This is a genomic window from Paenibacillus sp. FSL K6-1096 (genome assembly GCF_037977055.1).
Classification (GTDB): Bacteria; Bacillota; Bacilli; order Paenibacillales; family Paenibacillaceae; genus Paenibacillus_AQ.
Window position 1 is genome coordinate 531,091 of sequence record NZ_CP150274.1, and the last position, 16,411, is coordinate 547,501.

At 54.4% G+C, this 16,411-nt stretch carries 18 protein-coding genes; 5 read left to right on the forward strand and 13 right to left on the reverse strand.

All coding sequences use genetic code 11. The features are described from left to right. Nucleotides 1–229: 229 nt before the first annotated feature. The 6 genes from MHI24_RS02325 to MHI24_RS02350 all read right to left on the reverse strand — a co-directional run bounded on the left by MHI24_RS02325 (nt 230) and on the right by MHI24_RS02350 (nt 6,059). Nucleotides 230–1,252: an HD-GYP domain-containing protein gene (locus MHI24_RS02325; RefSeq protein WP_340023954.1), complete on the reverse strand. Its 1,023-nt coding sequence runs from the start codon at nt 1,250–1,252 to the stop codon at nt 230–232. Between the two features lie 221 nt (nt 1,253–1,473). Continuing rightward, complete coding sequence (locus MHI24_RS02330) at nt 1,474–2,466, reverse strand: aromatic acid exporter family protein (protein ID WP_340023955.1); 993 nt, start codon at nt 2,464–2,466, stop codon at nt 1,474–1,476. 88 nt (nt 2,467–2,554) lie between these two features. Further along, a complete protein-coding gene (locus MHI24_RS02335) occupies nt 2,555–3,388 on the reverse strand; it encodes an ABC transporter permease (protein ID WP_340023956.1) in 834 nt (277 codons plus the stop codon). After that, entirely contained in the window at nt 3,385–4,164 is a 780-nt protein-coding gene (locus MHI24_RS02340) for an ABC transporter ATP-binding protein (RefSeq protein WP_340023957.1), read from the reverse strand. The genes MHI24_RS02335 and MHI24_RS02340 overlap by 4 nt, the downstream gene beginning before the upstream one ends. A 61-nt stretch (nt 4,165–4,225) precedes the next feature. Beyond that, on the reverse strand, nt 4,226–5,233 hold the full coding sequence (locus tag MHI24_RS02345) for an ABC transporter substrate-binding protein (protein ID WP_340023958.1): 1,008 nt from the start codon (nt 5,231–5,233) through the stop codon (nt 4,226–4,228). 151 nt (nt 5,234–5,384) lie between these two features. Then, nucleotides 5,385–6,059, reverse strand: a complete 675-nt coding sequence (locus MHI24_RS02350; RefSeq protein ID WP_340023959.1) for a hypothetical protein — start codon at nt 6,057–6,059, stop codon at nt 5,385–5,387. A 181-nt stretch (nt 6,060–6,240) separates the two neighbouring features. On the opposite strand from MHI24_RS02350, the gene MHI24_RS02355 reads away from it, so the two are divergent. Next, nucleotides 6,241–6,480, forward strand: a complete 240-nt coding sequence (locus tag MHI24_RS02355) for a hypothetical protein (RefSeq protein WP_238651556.1) — start codon at nt 6,241–6,243, stop codon at nt 6,478–6,480. Nucleotides 6,481–6,564: 84 nt separating this feature from the next. Here the strand turns inward: MHI24_RS02355 and MHI24_RS02360 are convergent, their stop codons facing one another. After that, nucleotides 6,565–6,702, reverse strand: a complete 138-nt coding sequence (locus MHI24_RS02360) for a hypothetical protein (protein WP_340023960.1) — start codon at nt 6,700–6,702, stop codon at nt 6,565–6,567. A 292-nt stretch (nt 6,703–6,994) separates the two neighbouring features. Here MHI24_RS02360 and MHI24_RS02365 point away from each other — a divergent pair, with 292 nt between their 5' ends. Further along, the gene (locus MHI24_RS02365; protein WP_340023962.1) at nt 6,995–7,621 is read left to right on the forward strand and encodes an FMN-dependent NADH-azoreductase; all 627 of its coding nucleotides are present in this window, start codon (nt 6,995–6,997) and stop codon (nt 7,619–7,621) included. Between the two features lie 212 nt (nt 7,622–7,833). Here the strand turns inward: MHI24_RS02365 and rsgA are convergent, their stop codons facing one another. The 4 genes from rsgA to MHI24_RS02385 all read right to left on the reverse strand — a co-directional run bounded on the left by rsgA (nt 7,834) and on the right by MHI24_RS02385 (nt 11,373). Then, nucleotides 7,834–8,928, reverse strand: coding sequence for a ribosome small subunit-dependent GTPase A (gene rsgA, locus MHI24_RS02370; protein ID WP_340023963.1), 1,095 nt, complete (start codon nt 8,926–8,928; stop codon nt 7,834–7,836). A 441-nt stretch (nt 8,929–9,369) separates the two neighbouring features. Beyond that, nucleotides 9,370–10,041 carry an HAD family hydrolase gene (locus MHI24_RS02375; protein ID WP_340023964.1) on the reverse strand — a complete coding sequence of 224 codons (672 nt, stop codon included), beginning with the start codon at nt 10,039–10,041 and terminating at the stop codon, nt 9,370–9,372. A gap of 155 nt (nt 10,042–10,196) precedes the next feature. Continuing rightward, a complete protein-coding gene (locus MHI24_RS02380) occupies nt 10,197–10,655 on the reverse strand; it encodes a DUF3939 domain-containing protein (protein ID WP_340023965.1) in 459 nt (152 codons plus the stop codon). A 121-nt stretch (nt 10,656–10,776) separates the two neighbouring features. Continuing rightward, the gene (locus tag MHI24_RS02385) at nt 10,777–11,373 is read right to left on the reverse strand and encodes a metalloregulator ArsR/SmtB family transcription factor (protein WP_340023966.1); all 597 of its coding nucleotides are present in this window, start codon (nt 11,371–11,373) and stop codon (nt 10,777–10,779) included. Nucleotides 11,374–11,548: 175 nt separating this feature from the next. Here MHI24_RS02385 and MHI24_RS02390 point away from each other — a divergent pair, with 175 nt between their 5' ends. Together MHI24_RS02390 and MHI24_RS02395 are read left to right on the forward strand one after the other, a co-directional pair. Then, entirely contained in the window at nt 11,549–12,532 is a 984-nt protein-coding gene (locus MHI24_RS02390) for a YpdA family putative bacillithiol disulfide reductase (protein WP_340023967.1), read from the forward strand. Nucleotides 12,533–12,552: 20 nt separating this feature from the next. Further along, nucleotides 12,553–12,996: a DUF441 domain-containing protein gene (locus MHI24_RS02395; RefSeq protein ID WP_340023968.1), complete on the forward strand. Its 444-nt coding sequence runs from the start codon at nt 12,553–12,555 to the stop codon at nt 12,994–12,996. A 110-nt stretch (nt 12,997–13,106) separates the two neighbouring features. Here the strand turns inward: MHI24_RS02395 and MHI24_RS02400 are convergent, their stop codons facing one another. Continuing rightward, nucleotides 13,107–14,855 (reverse strand): ABC transporter ATP-binding protein, encoded by a 1,749-nt coding sequence (locus MHI24_RS02400; protein ID WP_340023969.1) that lies wholly within the window; start codon nt 14,853–14,855, stop codon nt 13,107–13,109. A 118-nt stretch (nt 14,856–14,973) separates the two neighbouring features. Here MHI24_RS02400 and MHI24_RS02405 point away from each other — a divergent pair, with 118 nt between their 5' ends. Then, nucleotides 14,974–15,489, forward strand: coding sequence for an ADP-heptose synthase (locus MHI24_RS02405; RefSeq protein ID WP_340023970.1), 516 nt, complete (start codon nt 14,974–14,976; stop codon nt 15,487–15,489). Between the two features lie 116 nt (nt 15,490–15,605). On the opposite strand, the gene MHI24_RS02410 is transcribed toward MHI24_RS02405, so the two are convergent. Then, a complete protein-coding gene (locus MHI24_RS02410; protein WP_340023971.1) occupies nt 15,606–15,908 on the reverse strand; it encodes a HesB/YadR/YfhF family protein in 303 nt (100 codons plus the stop codon). Nucleotides 15,909–16,411 lie beyond the last annotated feature (503 nt).

Consider the following 16,411-nt stretch of genomic DNA (forward strand, 5'->3'; position numbering starts at 1 on the left):
CCATACAATCATTCACTATCAAGTGTATGCACGTTCTGGGCATTTGTTGATTGTTAGAGTAGAAATAAATTTGGGTAAGCCCCCGGAGGCCGTTTATTCATTCCTCTGGTTCATTTTATTGCCGGAATCCCCTTGTTATGAGTGCCCCGCCCGGAAAATAAAAGCAGCGGCCCCGCCCAAGGGAACCGCTGCTTTCCTGTTATATAAGGCCTCCATCATATTAAAGCGCCTACTGCGGCAGCACCCGGACCACTCCGAGCTGGCGGTTGCGGCTCAGGTCAATGAAGTCTTCTCCGATGTTCACCAGCGGCCGCAGCGGATCATGGGCCAGAATCATGATGATCTTGCCGATCCGTCCGTCCGTGAGCAATACATCGTTGCCGATCATCGATTGCATCAGCTTGTGGATGAACACGCTGCAAATATACGGGTCCAGCTTGCCGTAGACATTGTCATCCATCTGTCTCAGCACCTCATAGAGTGGTGCGGCGGTGCGGTAGAAGCGGTCAGAGGTCATCGCATGGAACACATCCGCGACCGCGACGATTTTGCTGAAGTCGGTAATCCGGTGCCCCATCACGCCAAAAGGATATCCGCTGCCGTCCATCCGCTCATGATGCTGCAGAGCCACCAGCGCCTGCATATGTGTCGTGCCCGGCGTGTCCCGGATCATCTCATAGCCGAGCGTGGTATGCTTCTTCATCATTTCATATTCTTCATCGTCCAGCGGGCCGGGCTTGGTCAGAATCTCATCGGGGATCATCACCTTGCCGATGTCGTGAAGCGTGGCTGCGGTTGTCAGCATGCTCAGCTCCTCCGGCTTCAGCTTCAGCCATTTGCCCAGCAGGGTAGAGATAATCCCCACCGCGACATTGTGCCGGTATGTATAATCATCCTTCGTTTGCAATGCTGCCAGTATGCCATAGAAATCATTCTTCTCGCTGACCTGCTGGATGAACGGAATCACTTCATTGCGGATTTCCAGCATCGGCAGCCTCTTGGTCTTGGTGTAACGCAGCTGCTCGAAAATGCTCTCCATCGCCGCCGTACACTCATCCACTGCCAGCTGATAGAAGGCGGCGCTGTCCAGCTGCAGCACATCCTGGGGGGTAAGAACGATCTTGTGCTGGGTGATGAGGCGGATATGCTCGCTGCTCAGCAGCGTCAGCGCCGGGAGCACAAATACGCCGCTGTGATTGAAGAGGTTGGCTGCAAGCTGTTTTCCGATATATTGTTCATTGCTGTGGTTCATATTTCTTCACCTGCCAGTGCAGTGGCCCACCGGAGTGAACCCCGCTGTAATGGAAAGCTTCGCGGCATGAGCTGCGCCGTCTAATAGAACTATGAAATAAGTGCTGGAGCACGGAGCACCCGGGCATAACGGAACAGGCACGCTCACTTTTTGTGCTTATATTTCTTATCGTTATTTTACACCGGAATGTGAATACCTACCGGATAGGCTATCCGACCTTTTCACACTTCATTGCCTTTGGCAGGCAGCTTGTCCTTGACCGGACGCCCTTCCACCGGACTCTTGTAGCGCTTCGCAATCTTAAGATACAGCGCCAGCTCCCGGCACAGCTGAAGTATCGCCGAGCGGATCTCGAATTCCTCGCGTGAATCCGGCAGCTCCATCTCCTGGAATTCCTGCTCCAGGCTCTGCAGCAGCCGCTCAGTCCGGCCGGTATACTCCTCTGCCAGCACATCCCCGCTAAGCTGGTCGAACAGCTCAGCCACCATATCCCCGTGCGGAAGCTGGCGGTAGACCTGGGAGAGGAGCTGCATCATGTTCTGGATCGACTCCAGTTGCTCCTTACGCATATAGAAGTAGACGTTCCAGGCTTCATCCGGGTGAATCACATGGTTCTCCATTTCCCGCGCTGCGGCATTCAGCCCCTTCTGCACCGCCTCCCCCGCGCCGATCAGCTCCTTCCCGTCCCACAGGTAACCCGGATCACGCAGCGTGCGCGCCATTTGCCTGAAGATGACCGAAAAGTAGCCGTCCACCTCCTTGCGGATGCCGGCCATCTTGTCGCCCGCGGGCGGCATATAGATGAAGTTCACGAGACCGGCCGAGCCGAGTCCGACCGCCAGCAGCTCAACCTGCTGCAGTATAATATGTACCGTGAGTTCAGCTTGTCCGAATACGCGGAATACAATAACCGAGCTGGTAACGATTCCTTCCTTGAAGCCGGAGCGGACGATCAGCGGGAAGCCGAACAGTACATACAGTCCGAGCACCCAATAATGAAAACCCAGAAGGTAGAACAGAATACAACCCAAAAAGAGCCCTACCAAAGAGGCAAAAAAGCGTGCCGTAATGGTACGTAGACTCCTTTTGCGGGTGGTTTCCACCCCGAGAATAGCCAGCAGTCCCGCGCTTTGCGCATTCGGAATGCCTGCGGCGGCTGCCAGCAGAATGGACAGCAGAGTTGCAGCCGCCGTTTTGATAATACGAAATCCCATGTGAATACCTCTCCTACAGCTTCATAATTCAGATAAAGATATAGTCATGGTACAAGATTTTGCCAATAGACACAATATTACATGATTCTTACCGTCTCGACAGCAGCACCTTCTCCACATACACTACGAGCTGATACATTGCGGTTGCCACCGCAGCGATGATAAGCAGACTGGACATCACCAGGGTGAAGTTGAATACCTGAAAGCCGTAGATAATCAAATACCCAAGCCCCGATTTGGCCACCAGAAACTCCCCGACAATGACCCCGACCCAGGACATCCCGACATTCACCTTCAGGGTGGAGACTACTGTGGGGAAGGAAGCGGGGAGGATGACCTTGCTGAATTCCTGGCTTTTGGATGCGCCGAAGGACCGGACCACCTTCACCAGATTAGGGTCCACGCTGCAAAAGCTGTTATATACGACCAGCGTCGTAATAATCACTGTGATCGATAACGTAGTGACGACAATCGCGGTGAAGCCTGCTCCGAACATCACAATGAAGATCGGTCCCAGGGCGACCTTGGGCATGCTGTTGAAGACGACCATATAAGGATCAAGGACTGCGGACAGAAAAGGCGACCACCAGATGATGACCGCAAGCAGCGTGCCGAGCAAGGTGCCCAGAACGAATCCTACCGCCGTCTCCCCCACAGTGATGCCCAGATGGGGCCACAGACTGCCGCTGGCCATGTCCTCCCAGATTTGCCGGAAGACCTTCGTCGGATAGCTGAACAGCAGCTCGTCGATCCAGCCGAGTCTGGCGCCCGCTTCCCAGAGCACAAAGAACAGCACCAGCAGGCTGCTTCGGACAATCAGGACCTGGCTCCGGCGGCGGCGCTTCTGCTTCCGGTAGTCGTCATGCTTCTGCTTCAGCCAATGGGCACGGGAGTCCGCTTGCGCAGGCGCTTCTGTACTCACATCTCATCCCTCCCCGCCAGCTCCATTTCCTTCCATATCTCATGAAAAAGCTCCGCGAATCCCGGCAGATCACGCGCATACAGCGGCGGGGTGCTCCGGATCGCTTCCGGCACCTCAAACACCTTGCGGATTCTGCCGGGATTCCGCTGCAGCAGAATGACCCGGCTGCTGACGGCAATCGCCTCAGACAGGTCATGGGTCACCAGAATCGCCGTTGTTCCCCTGCGCAGCAAGGTCTCGGAGACGAGATCCTCCAGCTGAAGCTTGATCTGGTAATCCAACGCGGAGAACGGTTCATCCAGCAGCAGCAGCCCGGGATCAGTCGCCAGGGTCCGGACCAGGGCCACACGCTGGCGCATGCCTCCCGAGAACTGGGCCGGATATGCCTGCTCTTTGCCTTCAAGCCCCATATCGGCGAGCAGCTGCAGCGTCTGGGCGCGTGAGCTCCCGGTCAGCCTGCCGGTCAGCTCCAGCCCGAGCAGCACATTATCCTGGATGGTCCTCCAGGGAAACAGATAGTCCTGCTGGAGCATATAGCCTACCTCCGGTGAAGGTCCCGTGACCGGACGGCCGCTGAGCAGCACTTCGCCGCGTGACGGCTGCAGCAGCCCTGCGATGATCGACAGTATCGTCGTTTTGCCGCAGCCGCTCGGACCAACCAGGCTGATGAATTCGCCCGCTCCGACAGTGAGATTCAGATCCTCAATCGCAAGATTAGCCTCGCCGTCTCCCAGATAGGCGTGTGTGATTTCCTTCAACTCCACTACTGGAAGCATATTGGCCCTCCTATAAGTTCTTTGTTGACGGATTGTGTAGTATAGCTGACGCCGGACTTGCCTACTTCACGCTGCTCTCTGCCTGCTGCGCAAAGCTGTTATCAACGATGGTGCCTGCCGGAATCCGTTCCTTGAGTTCACCCGCGTAGTCGATTACATCCAGCAGATTGTTCCATTCCTTGTCATCGATTACCGGGTTCACCGCATAGGTATCCTGTTCCTTGTAGCGGCTGATGGCAGAGACCACAATGCTCCGGTCCGTCTTGTCAAAATACGGCATCACCGCATCAGCAATCTCCTCGGCGCTATGAGCCTTCACCCAGAGCTGGGCCCGCTGGATTGCATTCGTGAATTTCTGTACCGTCTCTTTGTTCTTGCCGATATAGCTCTGCTTCGCCATAAATACGGTATACGGCAGATAACCGCTCTCCACCCCGAAGGAAGCCACCACCTGACCCCGGCCTTCCTTCTCGAAGATTGAAGCCTGCGGCTCAAAAAGCTGCACATAGTCCCCGGTTCCGGAAGCAAAAGCGCCGGCAATGTTTGCAAAGTCAATATTCTGGATCAGCTTGATATCCTTCGCGGTGTCGATCCCCTTATTCTTCAGGGTAAAAGCGCCGGCCATTTGCGGCATTCCCCCTTGTCTCTGTCCGAGGAAGGTTGACCCTTTGACTTTGTCCCATGTGAAGTGGTTATCCGGCGTACGTGCGAACAGGAAGGTTCCGTCCCGCTGGGTAAGCTGGGCGAAATTGATGACCGGATCATCCGCCCCCTGCTGGTACACGTAAATCGAGGTTTCCGAGCCGACCAGAGCTACATCGATGGCACCGGAGAGCAGTGCAGTCATCGTTTTGTCCCCGCCGGGTATCGTCTGCAGCTCCACATCCAGCCCTTCGTCCTTGAAGAAGCCCTGCGACAAGGCCACATACTCGGGCGCATAGAACACGGAACGGGTTACTTCGCCGATCTTCACCTTGACGGCAGCCGAGCTCCCGCCGCAACCGGCAATGACCGACAGACTCAAAAGTATGATCAGGAACGGCAATAACAGCTTAAGCTTGTATTTCATGCGATCTTCTCCTTTCTTTCCGGGTCTTCCGCCCTTGCTCTAAGCATATGCGGGAGCCTATAGAAAGGTTAAAGAGCCGTATCGCATCCTAAATCCATAAAAAAAGCCAGTCTTCTCAAAGGAAGGCTGACATAGTCTGTCTGGCCGGGAGCTAATCTCCCATATTAAACGGTGAGTCATGAAGCAGCCATTCGCCAAAGGCATGGCACAGCTCCGCCCGGGTGAGCGGGAAGGCAATGATATAATCGTCTCCGGGTTCACAGCTGCTGCGCAGCAGCCAGCCGCCGGTCTCCGCTTCGATGTACGAGGCCTGCTGAAGATTCCAGTCTCCGCCTTCCCGTGAACATAAACGCAGCTCTCCTGAAGCCGTCTGCGCCTTCAGCGTTCCGGCCAGCCGGGCAGCGCTGTCAGGATCGCCGGTCTCCGCGCCCAGGCATTCGGCCAGCACACATAAGGTCCAGCCTTCCGCCCGTTCCCGGATCTCCTCGAACCGCCGTCTGGACAGAAAGAGTGCCGGAACAGACAACGTCCGGGCCTGCGGCTGGCCCAGGCAGTTGAACAGATATTCGCAGGCCCCCTTCGTCTCCTCAGACAGTTTCAGTTCATAGCCGAAGGCGTCCTCAGCCTGCACTCCCGTAATGATCGTCCGGTCCTCCAGAACCTGCATACAGACATCCTGAAGGACATCGCCCTCATCGAACCTCAGCCTGCAGATCCGCAAGGCGCCGGGGGCTGCCCGAATCAGACTGTCAATCTTGTGCCGCCCGGCTGCGCCCGGGAACAGAAAAGCCGCCAAACAGGCCACATCCTGATTATTCACATTCATAATCCCTTCCTTTATCGCTGAATCCATGTTTTTATATATTTTATATAAATAAGCAGCTGCAGGTAAGTAGTGAACCTATGAAAGTTACAATCTTTATGTTATCATAAGCTAATTTTAAGGTAAAATTAAGAAAGAGAGGGTAAGATCATTAGCATGAAATACTTTTAGCGAGGTGATTTCGATGACAATGCTTATCACATTTCAAAACAAGCGTGTACCTGTATATTTCACAACCGAAAACAAACAGCCGACCCAAAAAGTACTTCGACTGCTAAACAGCACACTGGAGCTTAAAATCCAAAAGGGAAAAAACGCCCTGCAGAAATGTCTGAATTCTCTAATCAGTATTGAAATCAAAGGCTCAGAAGCTATATTGCACAGTTACAGTGAAAATGATACATTGGCATTATCCCTCTACTAAACAGAGGGATTTTTTTTGAGCTTAAAAAAGCACACACCTGCCGGGCAGGGAGTGCTTTGTTTATAAGGGCTAAGGCAGGCGCCGTCAGCCGATCCGCAGATTCTGTTTCTCTTGCTTTTCCGCCTTCTGAATTCGCAATTTGAACAACTTCACCAGGTTAAGCCGGGTATGCTCTTCGTGACAGTTGTCCAGTTTCTTGATGATGAACCGGTCAATGGACATGTCAATCGCTCCTTTGAATGGGGGCTCTATCCTTATATTTCCTATATAACCGGGGTGCAGATTCCCTAAACCCGTCCCTTCAGCAGCCAAAATCCCATGTCGAAATAAGCCGACTACATATAGACAGCGAATCTGCAAATGAAACGGAGCAACCGAAGATATAGTAGGAATGCAAAAACAAGGCTTTTTCTGTCGCAAAAAAATTTTTATCCGCCGGGATATTTACAAACAAAAAACTAAATGCTATATTATCGATAGTTAATATTAAATATATACCTAAGGAGAAATCATAATGTCGAATGTACTGTTTATCAAAGCAAATAACCGCCCTGCCGAGCAGGCTGTAAGTGTTCAGCTCTACAACGAATTCCTGGCAAGCTACAAGGAGACTCATCCGCAGGATCAGATTACCGAGCTTGATCTGTTCGCTGAACAATTGCCTTACTACGATAACACACTGATTACCGGTGTTTACAAGGCTGCTCAGGGCTTCGAAGCCACTCCTGAAGAAGCTGCAGGCGCCGCACTGGTGAAGAAATACCTCGACCAGTTCCTGGCTGCTGACAAGGTTGTATTTGCCTTCCCGCTGTGGAACATGACCGTTCCGGCTGTACTGCACACTTACATCGACTACCTGAACCAGGCCGGTACTACCTTCAAGTATACCGCTGAAGGTCCGGTAGGACTGCTGACCGGCAAGAAGGCAGCTGTGCTGAATGCAAGAGGCGGCGTATACTCCGAAGGCCCGGCAGCAAGCGCTGAGATGGCTGTTAACTTCATCCTGGGCAACCTGAACTTCTGGGGCTTCAAAGAGATCACACAGGTCATCATCGAAGGACACAACCAGAACCCTGATAAATCCGCTGACATTATCGCATCCGGCCTGCAGCTGGCGAAGACAGCAGCAGCATCGTTCTAAGACAGGCGCGTTAAACGTCCGGTTCTTCCCTTACAGACCGTACCTTTATCAGCTATCCGTCATGACTTGAACCGGACTTTTATTCACATATAGCTTCCCGCAGAAGTTCCCTCCGGGCACCTGCCTGGAAGCAGCACGTTAAGGCCCCGCAGCTATCATAGCTGCGGGGCCTTAACTTTATAGTCAGAATGATGCGGATATTTCCTCTCCGCTCAATACTCCTCCAGCACCCGCTGCCAGCTGCTCCCCTTAGCCCGGGGCGGCTTAGCCTTGGTTGCTGCGGCCATCGTCTTGCGCTTCTGCTTCGCTTCCTTGCTGTTCTGGTATTGCAGCTCCTTCTGCGTCTTGCGGTAGCTCAGCAGCCGCTTCTCCTCCAGCTCTCCGCTGGCCAAGGCGGCCAGCACGGCACAGCCCTCCTCACGGGTATGGCTGCAATCGCTGAAGCGGCAGTCTGCGGCAAGCGTGCTGATCTCTCCGAATGCGAGCTCCAGCCCGCCGTCATCCTCCCACAGCTGCAGCTCGCGCATCCCCGGCGTATCGATGATGATGCCGCCGTCCGGGAGGGCGAACAGCTCACGGTGTGTCGTCGTATGACGTCCGCGGCTGTCCCCTTCCCGGACCTCCTGGGTCAATTGCAGCTCCCGGCCGCTGAGCCAGTTGACCATCGTCGATTTGCCGCACCCGGACGAGCCGGTCAGGGCTACCGTCTGGCCGCTGCCGAGATAAGGCAGCAGCGCTTCCCGGCCTTCTCCTTGCACAGCGCTGACCGCATGGACAGGAACTCCGGGCGCGGTCCGCTCCATCTCGGCGATTTTCACATCGGCATCTGTGCAGAGATCTGCCTTGGTCAGCAGGATTACCGGGTTCGCCCCGCTGTTCCAGGCCATGATGAGATACCGCTCCATCCGCCGCACATTGAAATCGTCATTCAGTGCGCTGACCAGAAACAGAGTGTCCACATTGGACGCTACGAGCTGCTCCTCCTGGTTCGGACCCGGCACCTTGCGCGAGATGACGCTGCGGCGGGGCAGCACGGCATGAATCACGCCATGGGCTCCGCCGTCCTGCACAGCCAGGACCACCCAGTCCCCTACCGCCGGATATTCGCCGGACCCGGTCAGCGAGTGGCGCAGCTTGCCTGACAGCTCACTCCACATCTCTCCGCTTCCGCTGATCACCCGGTATTTGCTGCCGAAATCACCTGAGATTCTGCCGGGCACCAGCTCCCGGCCGGCATCCAGCTGCTTCAGCTTCTCTGTCCATTTACTCTTCCATTCTTCGTTCCAGCCATATTGTTCAATAATCATCCAATTCCTCCTGAATCGTTATTATCCGTCTAATTTTCATGACTCCTACTGTATCTCCCCGGGCAGTTATCGCTCTAACTCCACACAAAAACGCCGGAAACCAATGGTTCCGGCGGCAGTCTCAGCAAGCCCAGGCACGCGCTCCAACCGGAGAACGCAGCCTGTAGCCTGCCTGGTGCGGTGCTATTCTGCACACACCAAAAAAGCCGCCGGAACCGATACGGTTCCCGGCGGCTCTAGATCGCTAATCAGAGCTTACCTGCGGTGCTGGACAAGCTTACTCCACAGCACCCGTTCCCGGAAGACACGTATCCACAACAGTTGCAACCACCACAACAAAGCTTGTATGAACTGTCATATTACATCGTCTCCTTCCGAGTAGAATATGCTGTAATAATAATCATAGCTGCGGCTGTTTGTCAACAGCCCGCCTCAAATTCATTAAATCATCCGCTGCAGCTCATCCAGCTCATCAATGGCTGCAACCGGCTCAGCCTTAAGCGAAGCATCCCAGGCATGGTTGCGCTTCAGCCAGATGGTTCTCATACCAGCCCGGGCCGCCCCCTCGATATCATTCACCGGATGGTCGCCGATGAACAAGGTCTTGTCTGCAGGCGTCCCGAGGCGTTCCAGGGCTAACTGGTAGATGCCGGGGGCCGGCTTCCAGATGCCCACTTCGCCGGAGATCACTATGGTGCGGAAGTAGCCGCGCAGCCCGAGCAGGTCGATTTTGCCATATTGGATGTCCCTGCTGCCGTTAGTGACCAGCCCGAGCGGATACCCGCGTTGCTTACAGTACTCCAGTGTCTCCACCGCATGCTTCATGATCGCCCCGTGACGGATATATGTCTCATCGTAATACTCGCGGATCTCTGCCGCTGACAACGCCTTCTCCCAGGGAAGCACCCCGCTCAGCTCGGCGAAGAAACCGTCCTTATCGCGATAACCGTCCGCATCCCGGACGATCATATCCTCCACTACCTGTGCGGCCTGCTCCTCACTCAGATGGCTTAAGAACTCCCCGACAAACGCCCTGCTGAAGCTGCGGAAGGTCTGGTCCCGGTCCATCAGTGTGTTGTCCAGATCAAACAGCAAGCCTTGTACCTCTCTCATGCTTACATCCCCCTATGTAATCAACTCTGCCAGTCTAGCATCAGAGATTCATTGTACTACGTCCGGGGGAACGAAGAAAAGGCTATTCCGCTTCAGAGACATAACCGCCTCCTTGTACAGAATAGCCTGTATATTCAGAATAAGCTCAGCGCACATTAGGATTCAAAATGCTCCGGGCGATGCGTCAGCATCATTTCCTCGTCGGTAATATAGAGCGGAAACGGCGGGGTCTCCTTCAGATAACGCTCCGTGGCCAGCAGGCGGTAATGCACCTCCGGCAGCCAGGCATCCTCAAGCAGCGGCAGCTTGCCGGTGTCACTGATATAATGATCTACCGCCGACTGGACCATATCCAGATAATACGGAACCAGCTTGTCAGCCTCTTCAAAAATCTCAAATGTCTCGCTCGACATATAGAACTTCTGCTCCGGAACGCCGCCCAGATACCGCTTGAGCCGGCTCAGATCAATGCTTTTATCTTCCTGAATCAGAACTGTGCGGTTAATTGGAGCGGGCATATCTTCTTCAAATTGCCTCACAGCCTGCTTGATCTGCGGCAATGTAACGACAGGGGCTACGGGTGATTTATTTTTTTTGGCACGTTTGAATAGCATACTGAAAAACTCCTTTCCTAAGGATCTGTCAGATAACGCTTACAATTACATTTTATTCGTTATTCTAACAATTAATCAGCAGTTTCATACTTGTCACAAAAAATCCCCATTAATTAGATCATTATTTGACATTTTCCCAGTGAGTCCACAACTCTGGCGGGTTCAGCTCATAGCGGTCGTTCTCGCGGTACATGAACTGATGCATGATGAACTCACGGCGGATCGTAGCGTAGTCCTCGTGAAACGGCTTGATGAATTCGTTGATTTCTTTCTCGGAATAGACAACCCCGGGCTCCAGCTTCTCCACCATGTATTGCAGGGCAATCAGCTTCTTCTTGTATTGTGAGGGAATCTGCCGCAGGCGGCCGTCTTTGGCAAAAAAATTGCGGAGCACGGATTCCTTCAGACTGTGTTCAGGCGACTGCTCTTCCATCTCTTCCACCCCCTTGGCAAAAATAAATTTCAGTGAGGCCTCTGAGCCTGCCTGAATAAACTCGGGATTCAGCTTGAAATATACAATGTTCTTGTCCCGGCGCTCTGAAATCAGTGCGGCCTCGCGCAGCTTGGCAGCATGATGGGTCACCGTGGGCTGGGACAGATTCAGCTTCTCGGCCAGTGCATGGCCGTGCAGCTCGCCTCTGGACAAGAGGAGCAGCATCTTCATCCGGGTCGGATCGGACAAGGCCTTGTGATAGGCGACGATTTTGTCTAATTGCAAACGGACCACACTCCAGTAAATAATCCAAAACATTAATGTTAGATATATATCTAATTATATACCCATATCAGGCATTCTGCAACCGTCATTTGCCGGTATCCGCCGGGCAATGGCAAAAAAATAAAATATAATGTACCATTTACTGAATAGACTACTAACCTGGGAGGACATAGTGATGAAAGACGTTATTATTATCGGCGCCGGCCCCTGCGGGCTGTCGGCCGCCATTGAATGCCAGCGCCAGGGGCTGTCCAGCCTGATTATCGAGAAGAACTTCATTGTGCACTCCATTTATCTGTATCCGACGAATATGCAGTTTTTCAGCACCGCCCCGCTGCTTGAGATCGGGGATGTGCCCTTTACCTCCCCGAACGATAAGCCATACCGTCATGAAGCGCTTGTCTATTACCGCCGGGCCGCCGCGCAGCATCAGCTGGATATCGCTTCATATGAAGAGGCGTTGTCCGTAGAGCCTCAGGAGGATGGAACCTTCCTGATACATACGGTCAATAAGCGCGGCGAGGAGCAGACCCGCAGCGCCAGGAATGTGGTCATCTCGACCGGCTACTTCGACCAGCCGAATCTGATCGGCATTCCCGGCGAGGAGCTGCCCAAGGTGACCCATTATTTTGGCGAGGCCCATCCTTATACCGGAATGAAGGTCACCGTCATAGGCGGCAGCAATTCAGCGGTGGATGCTGCTCTAGAGCTGATCAGGGTTGGCGCGAAGGTGGATATGGTCTACCGGGGCAGCAGCATCTCGGACAATATCAAGCCCTGGGTGCGTCCGGTCTTCGAGAGTATGGTGCAGAAGGGCAGCATCACCCTGCATCTGGAATCCCGCGTGACCGGGATCACCCCGGCCTCTGTGACCGTTACTGCCGGCAGCGGGGAGACCCGCGAGCTTGACAATGACTTCGTCCTCGCCATGACCGGCTTCCGTCCCAGCAGAGCCTTGCTGTCCTCCGCCGGTGTACTCATGGATGACTCGCTGGATAAGCCGGCCTTCAATCCCTCGACGATGGAGAGCAATATTCCCGGCATCTATGTGGCAGGGGTTATCGCTTCGGGCCGCAATGCCAACGAGGTATTCATCGAGAGCGGACGCGGGCACGGCAAGCTGATTGCTGACCATATTGTAGGCAGACAGCTGAAATAGAGAAGGAGAGTCCCTCACTTATGGATATGACCTCATTACTGCTGCTCGGTCTGGCGGCACTCGGAATTATCAGCAGCAATTCACCGGTCACCATCGCGATGGTGGTGCTGCTGCTGATCCGGGTGCTGGGGCTGCAGCAGGCTTTTCCGTGGCTGGAGAAATACGGGCTGACCGCCGGTGTGATCATCCTGACCATCGGGGTCATGACGCCGCTTGCCAGCGGCAAAATCTCCCTGCAGACGATAGGCCAATCGTTCCTGCACTGGAAGTCGCTGGCCGCCATCGGCGTCGGTATGCTTGTCGCTTACCTGGGCGGACGCGGGGCCGCCCTGATGGGCAGCCAGCCGACCATTGTCGCCGGACTGCTCATCGGAACCGTCCTGGGGGTCGCCCTGTTCAAGGGCGTACCGGTCGGCCCGCTGATTGCCGCCGGCATTCTGTCGCTGCTGATCGGCCGGATGTAGGCAGATGCCTCCTACTAGCCAGACCAAACAGGCTGCAAGCCACCTCCGGGTGAGCTTTGCAGCCTGTTTTATTTTGCCTATACGGGTTCTGACCAGGGGCCGTTCGGTTCCTAAGCATTCAGATGCTGCACATTGAACAGCCGTGCATAGCTTCCGGCAAGCGCCATCAGCTCCTCATGGGTTCCGCGCTCGGTGATCTCCCCGTTCTCCATTACAATAATCTGGTCCGCATGGGTGATCGTGGACAGCCGGTGGGCCACAATTAATGTGGTCCGCTCACTGGAGAGCGCCTGCAGTGCCTGCTGGATCAGATGCTCGGACTCCAGGTCGAGCGCTGAAGTCGCCTCGTCCAGAATCAGCACCTTGGGGTCCTTCAGGAAGACGCGGGCGATCGCCACTCTCTGCTTCTGTCCCCCGGACAGCTTCACCCCGCGTTCCCCGACCTCGGTATCATAGCCCTCCGGCAGCTGCATGATGAAGTCATGCGCGTTCGCGGACTTCGCTGCCGCTATGATCTCTTCTTCCCCGGCACCGGGATTACCGAACAGAATGTTGTCGCGGACCGAGCCGCTGAACAGGAAGTTATCCTGCAGCACCATCCCCACGGTCTGCCGCAGGCTCTCCTGAGTCAGCTCCCGCACATCCCGGCCGTCCAGACGCAGGCTGCCTTCGCTGATGTCATAGAAGCGCGGGATCAGGCTGATCAGCGAGGACTTCCCGCCTCCGCTCATTCCGACCAGCGCCACCGTCTGTCCCGGAGCAATGCTGAGGTCAATATTACGCAGCACCCATTCGTGCTCCTCCCCGTATTTGAACCACACCTTACGGAATTCAATCTCCCCGGCAGCATCCCGCAGCGGCTCCGCTCCAGGCGCATCAACAATATCATACGGCTCGTTCAGCAGCTCCAGGACACGTTCAAGCGAAGCGGAGGCCTGGGTCAGCACGGTCGAGGAATTGATCAGACGGCGCAGCGGTGCATACATGCGGTCCAGGTAGCCGAAGAAGGCTACGAAGGTCCCGAGGGTCAGATGGCCCTGGATGACCTGATAGCCCCCGTAACCGATAACAAGCAGCGGCGCAATATCGGTCAAGGTATTGATAATCGCGAAGGTGAAGGCGTTCCAGCGGGTCTGAGCCATCGCTTTTTGCAGGAATCTGCCGTTGATGTCCTCGAACTGCCGCTGGTCTACACGCTCCATCGTGAAGCTGCGGATCACCGCAATCCCCTGAATCCGCTCATGCAGATAGCCTTGAATGACGGCAAGCGCCTGGGACCGGTCCTTGGTCAGCACCTTAAGCCGTTTGTAGAGCGTGTTCACAGCGATGCCGTAGAGCGGCAGAACCGCAACTGCTACCAGCGTCAGCATGGGATTGAGATAGAGCATGAACCCCAGCGCGAACAGCAGCGTGAACATATCCAGCCAGACGTTCATCATGCCCACTTCCACCAGGTTCTTCGACTGCTCCACATCGTTAATGAACCGGGAGATGGCCTCGCCCACCTTCGTATTCTGGTAATAGCGCAGGGAGAGCCGCTGCAGATGGGCGTAGAGCCGGTTGCGCATATCGAATAACACCTTGCTGGTAATCAGCTGGGCGAAGTATTGGCGGTAATATTCCACGGGGCCGCGGATCAGCACGAACAGCACGAGTGAGCCGCCCAGTACCATCATCAGCTTCGATATCCGCTCTGCGACCGGCAATGCGGGATTGCCCAGCAGCTCATCGACCACGTACTTCAGAATCATCGGCAGCGTCAGCGGAATGCTGAACTTGACCATCCCGATGATCAGGGTAAGGATAATCCACTTCAGGTAGGGCCTTACGAAAGTAAAATATGATTTCCATGACTTCACAGCTCTTCAGGTCCTTTCCAATTCGTTCTTTAACAGGGCACAGTTGACATTTGCGCGCTGCAATGTTTTGATATTTTTATTAGCAAGGAGTGCAGTACCGAAATTCAGGAGGATAATGATGCCCAGACAATTTGTGACGGAAGCCGTCATGATGGCGATTTACGGCCAGCTTCTTAACCCGCGAAGCCCTGTAGAATATATAGTGCCTTACACCACGATCATGGAGCTGTACGAGCTGCGGGACAGCAATGAGCCGGTGATGAGCCAGGCGGATGATGATAAGCATGTCAGACTCAGAATCCGTGAGCTGATTGACTATTTCGAGGAACCGCTGAATGCCAAGAAGATCAACCGCTGCCTGAATATTCCCTGGGCCAAGAGCTCCGGCATTCTGCTGGGCAGCCAGGCGCAGCTAACAATTATCAACAGCGTGGATAACGCCTCCTACGGGGAAGCCTTCGATCCGATTGAGACCGAGCTGCTGCTTGCATCCCAGCGCGAGAAGGTGCCGATTCTGACCGACCAGTTCGAGCTGATTCAGCGCATTATCGAAGGCGGCGTCCCCGTCCAGGTGTATGACATTGACGATTTCGAGTTCGCGATGGAGGAAGAGACCTTCCGCAGCTCACCCTGATGCCCCGGCCCGCCCGGTGATTCTCTCTGATCTCATGCAGAAGCCCTTGCCGTCCGGCAAGGGCTTCCTTGGCTTCCCGGTCCGTACCGGAGCTGCCGCGTTTCTATTGGCTGCTCTCAGGTTACCGGAACCGGCTCATACCGGTATTCGATATCATCCTCAGCTTCCGAATAGACAATGGCCAGGTTGTACCCCTCCAGATACCACAGGTCCTGCTCTTCCATATAGAAAATAAGGCTGTCCTGCTCGAACGCTGCGGCGGGACGTCCAGGCTGCTCTGTTGCAATGCCCAGCGAGAAGCCGGGATGCAGGCCGCCGCCGGAGCTGTACCGGGGAAATAAACGGATATGGGCCCCGTCCCCGAGGCTAAGCTCCCTCTTGAACCAGGCTGCCGCCTGCGGACTAATCAATATGTTCATCTCTATACCCTCCTCCCCTATCTCTCCATCATACCCAAAAAACATCAGTTTACCAAATCCCCTGATTCAGAACGGCATCCGGTTTGTATATCATAAGCGATATTCGCCGTTTGTTCAAAAATACATTTGACATTTCTCAAACGGTGATGATAAACTCTAGAACATAACGAAACGTCTTCAATTAATTACCAAAATCAAGAAAGGGTGATCTCGGTGTTTAACATTGAATTGGTGCATTTCCCCATGGATACTGACAGCAAGTTTCAATTGAATACCGAAGCAGCCCGAGCAGTGGAGAATTGCTGAGAATCATGCGTGTTCCGCGTACCGTATGAGTCCCAGTCCGGATTTATCTCTTCCATGTCTCTGTGCTGCCTACAGCACCGTGGACATGATCGTCGCAATTACAGGCGTATCATCCGTTTATGGATGGTACGCTTTTTTGTGTGCTGTATTAGAGTAACCCGCTCCTGTAACCATTGAATCTGTTCCGTTAATCAAGC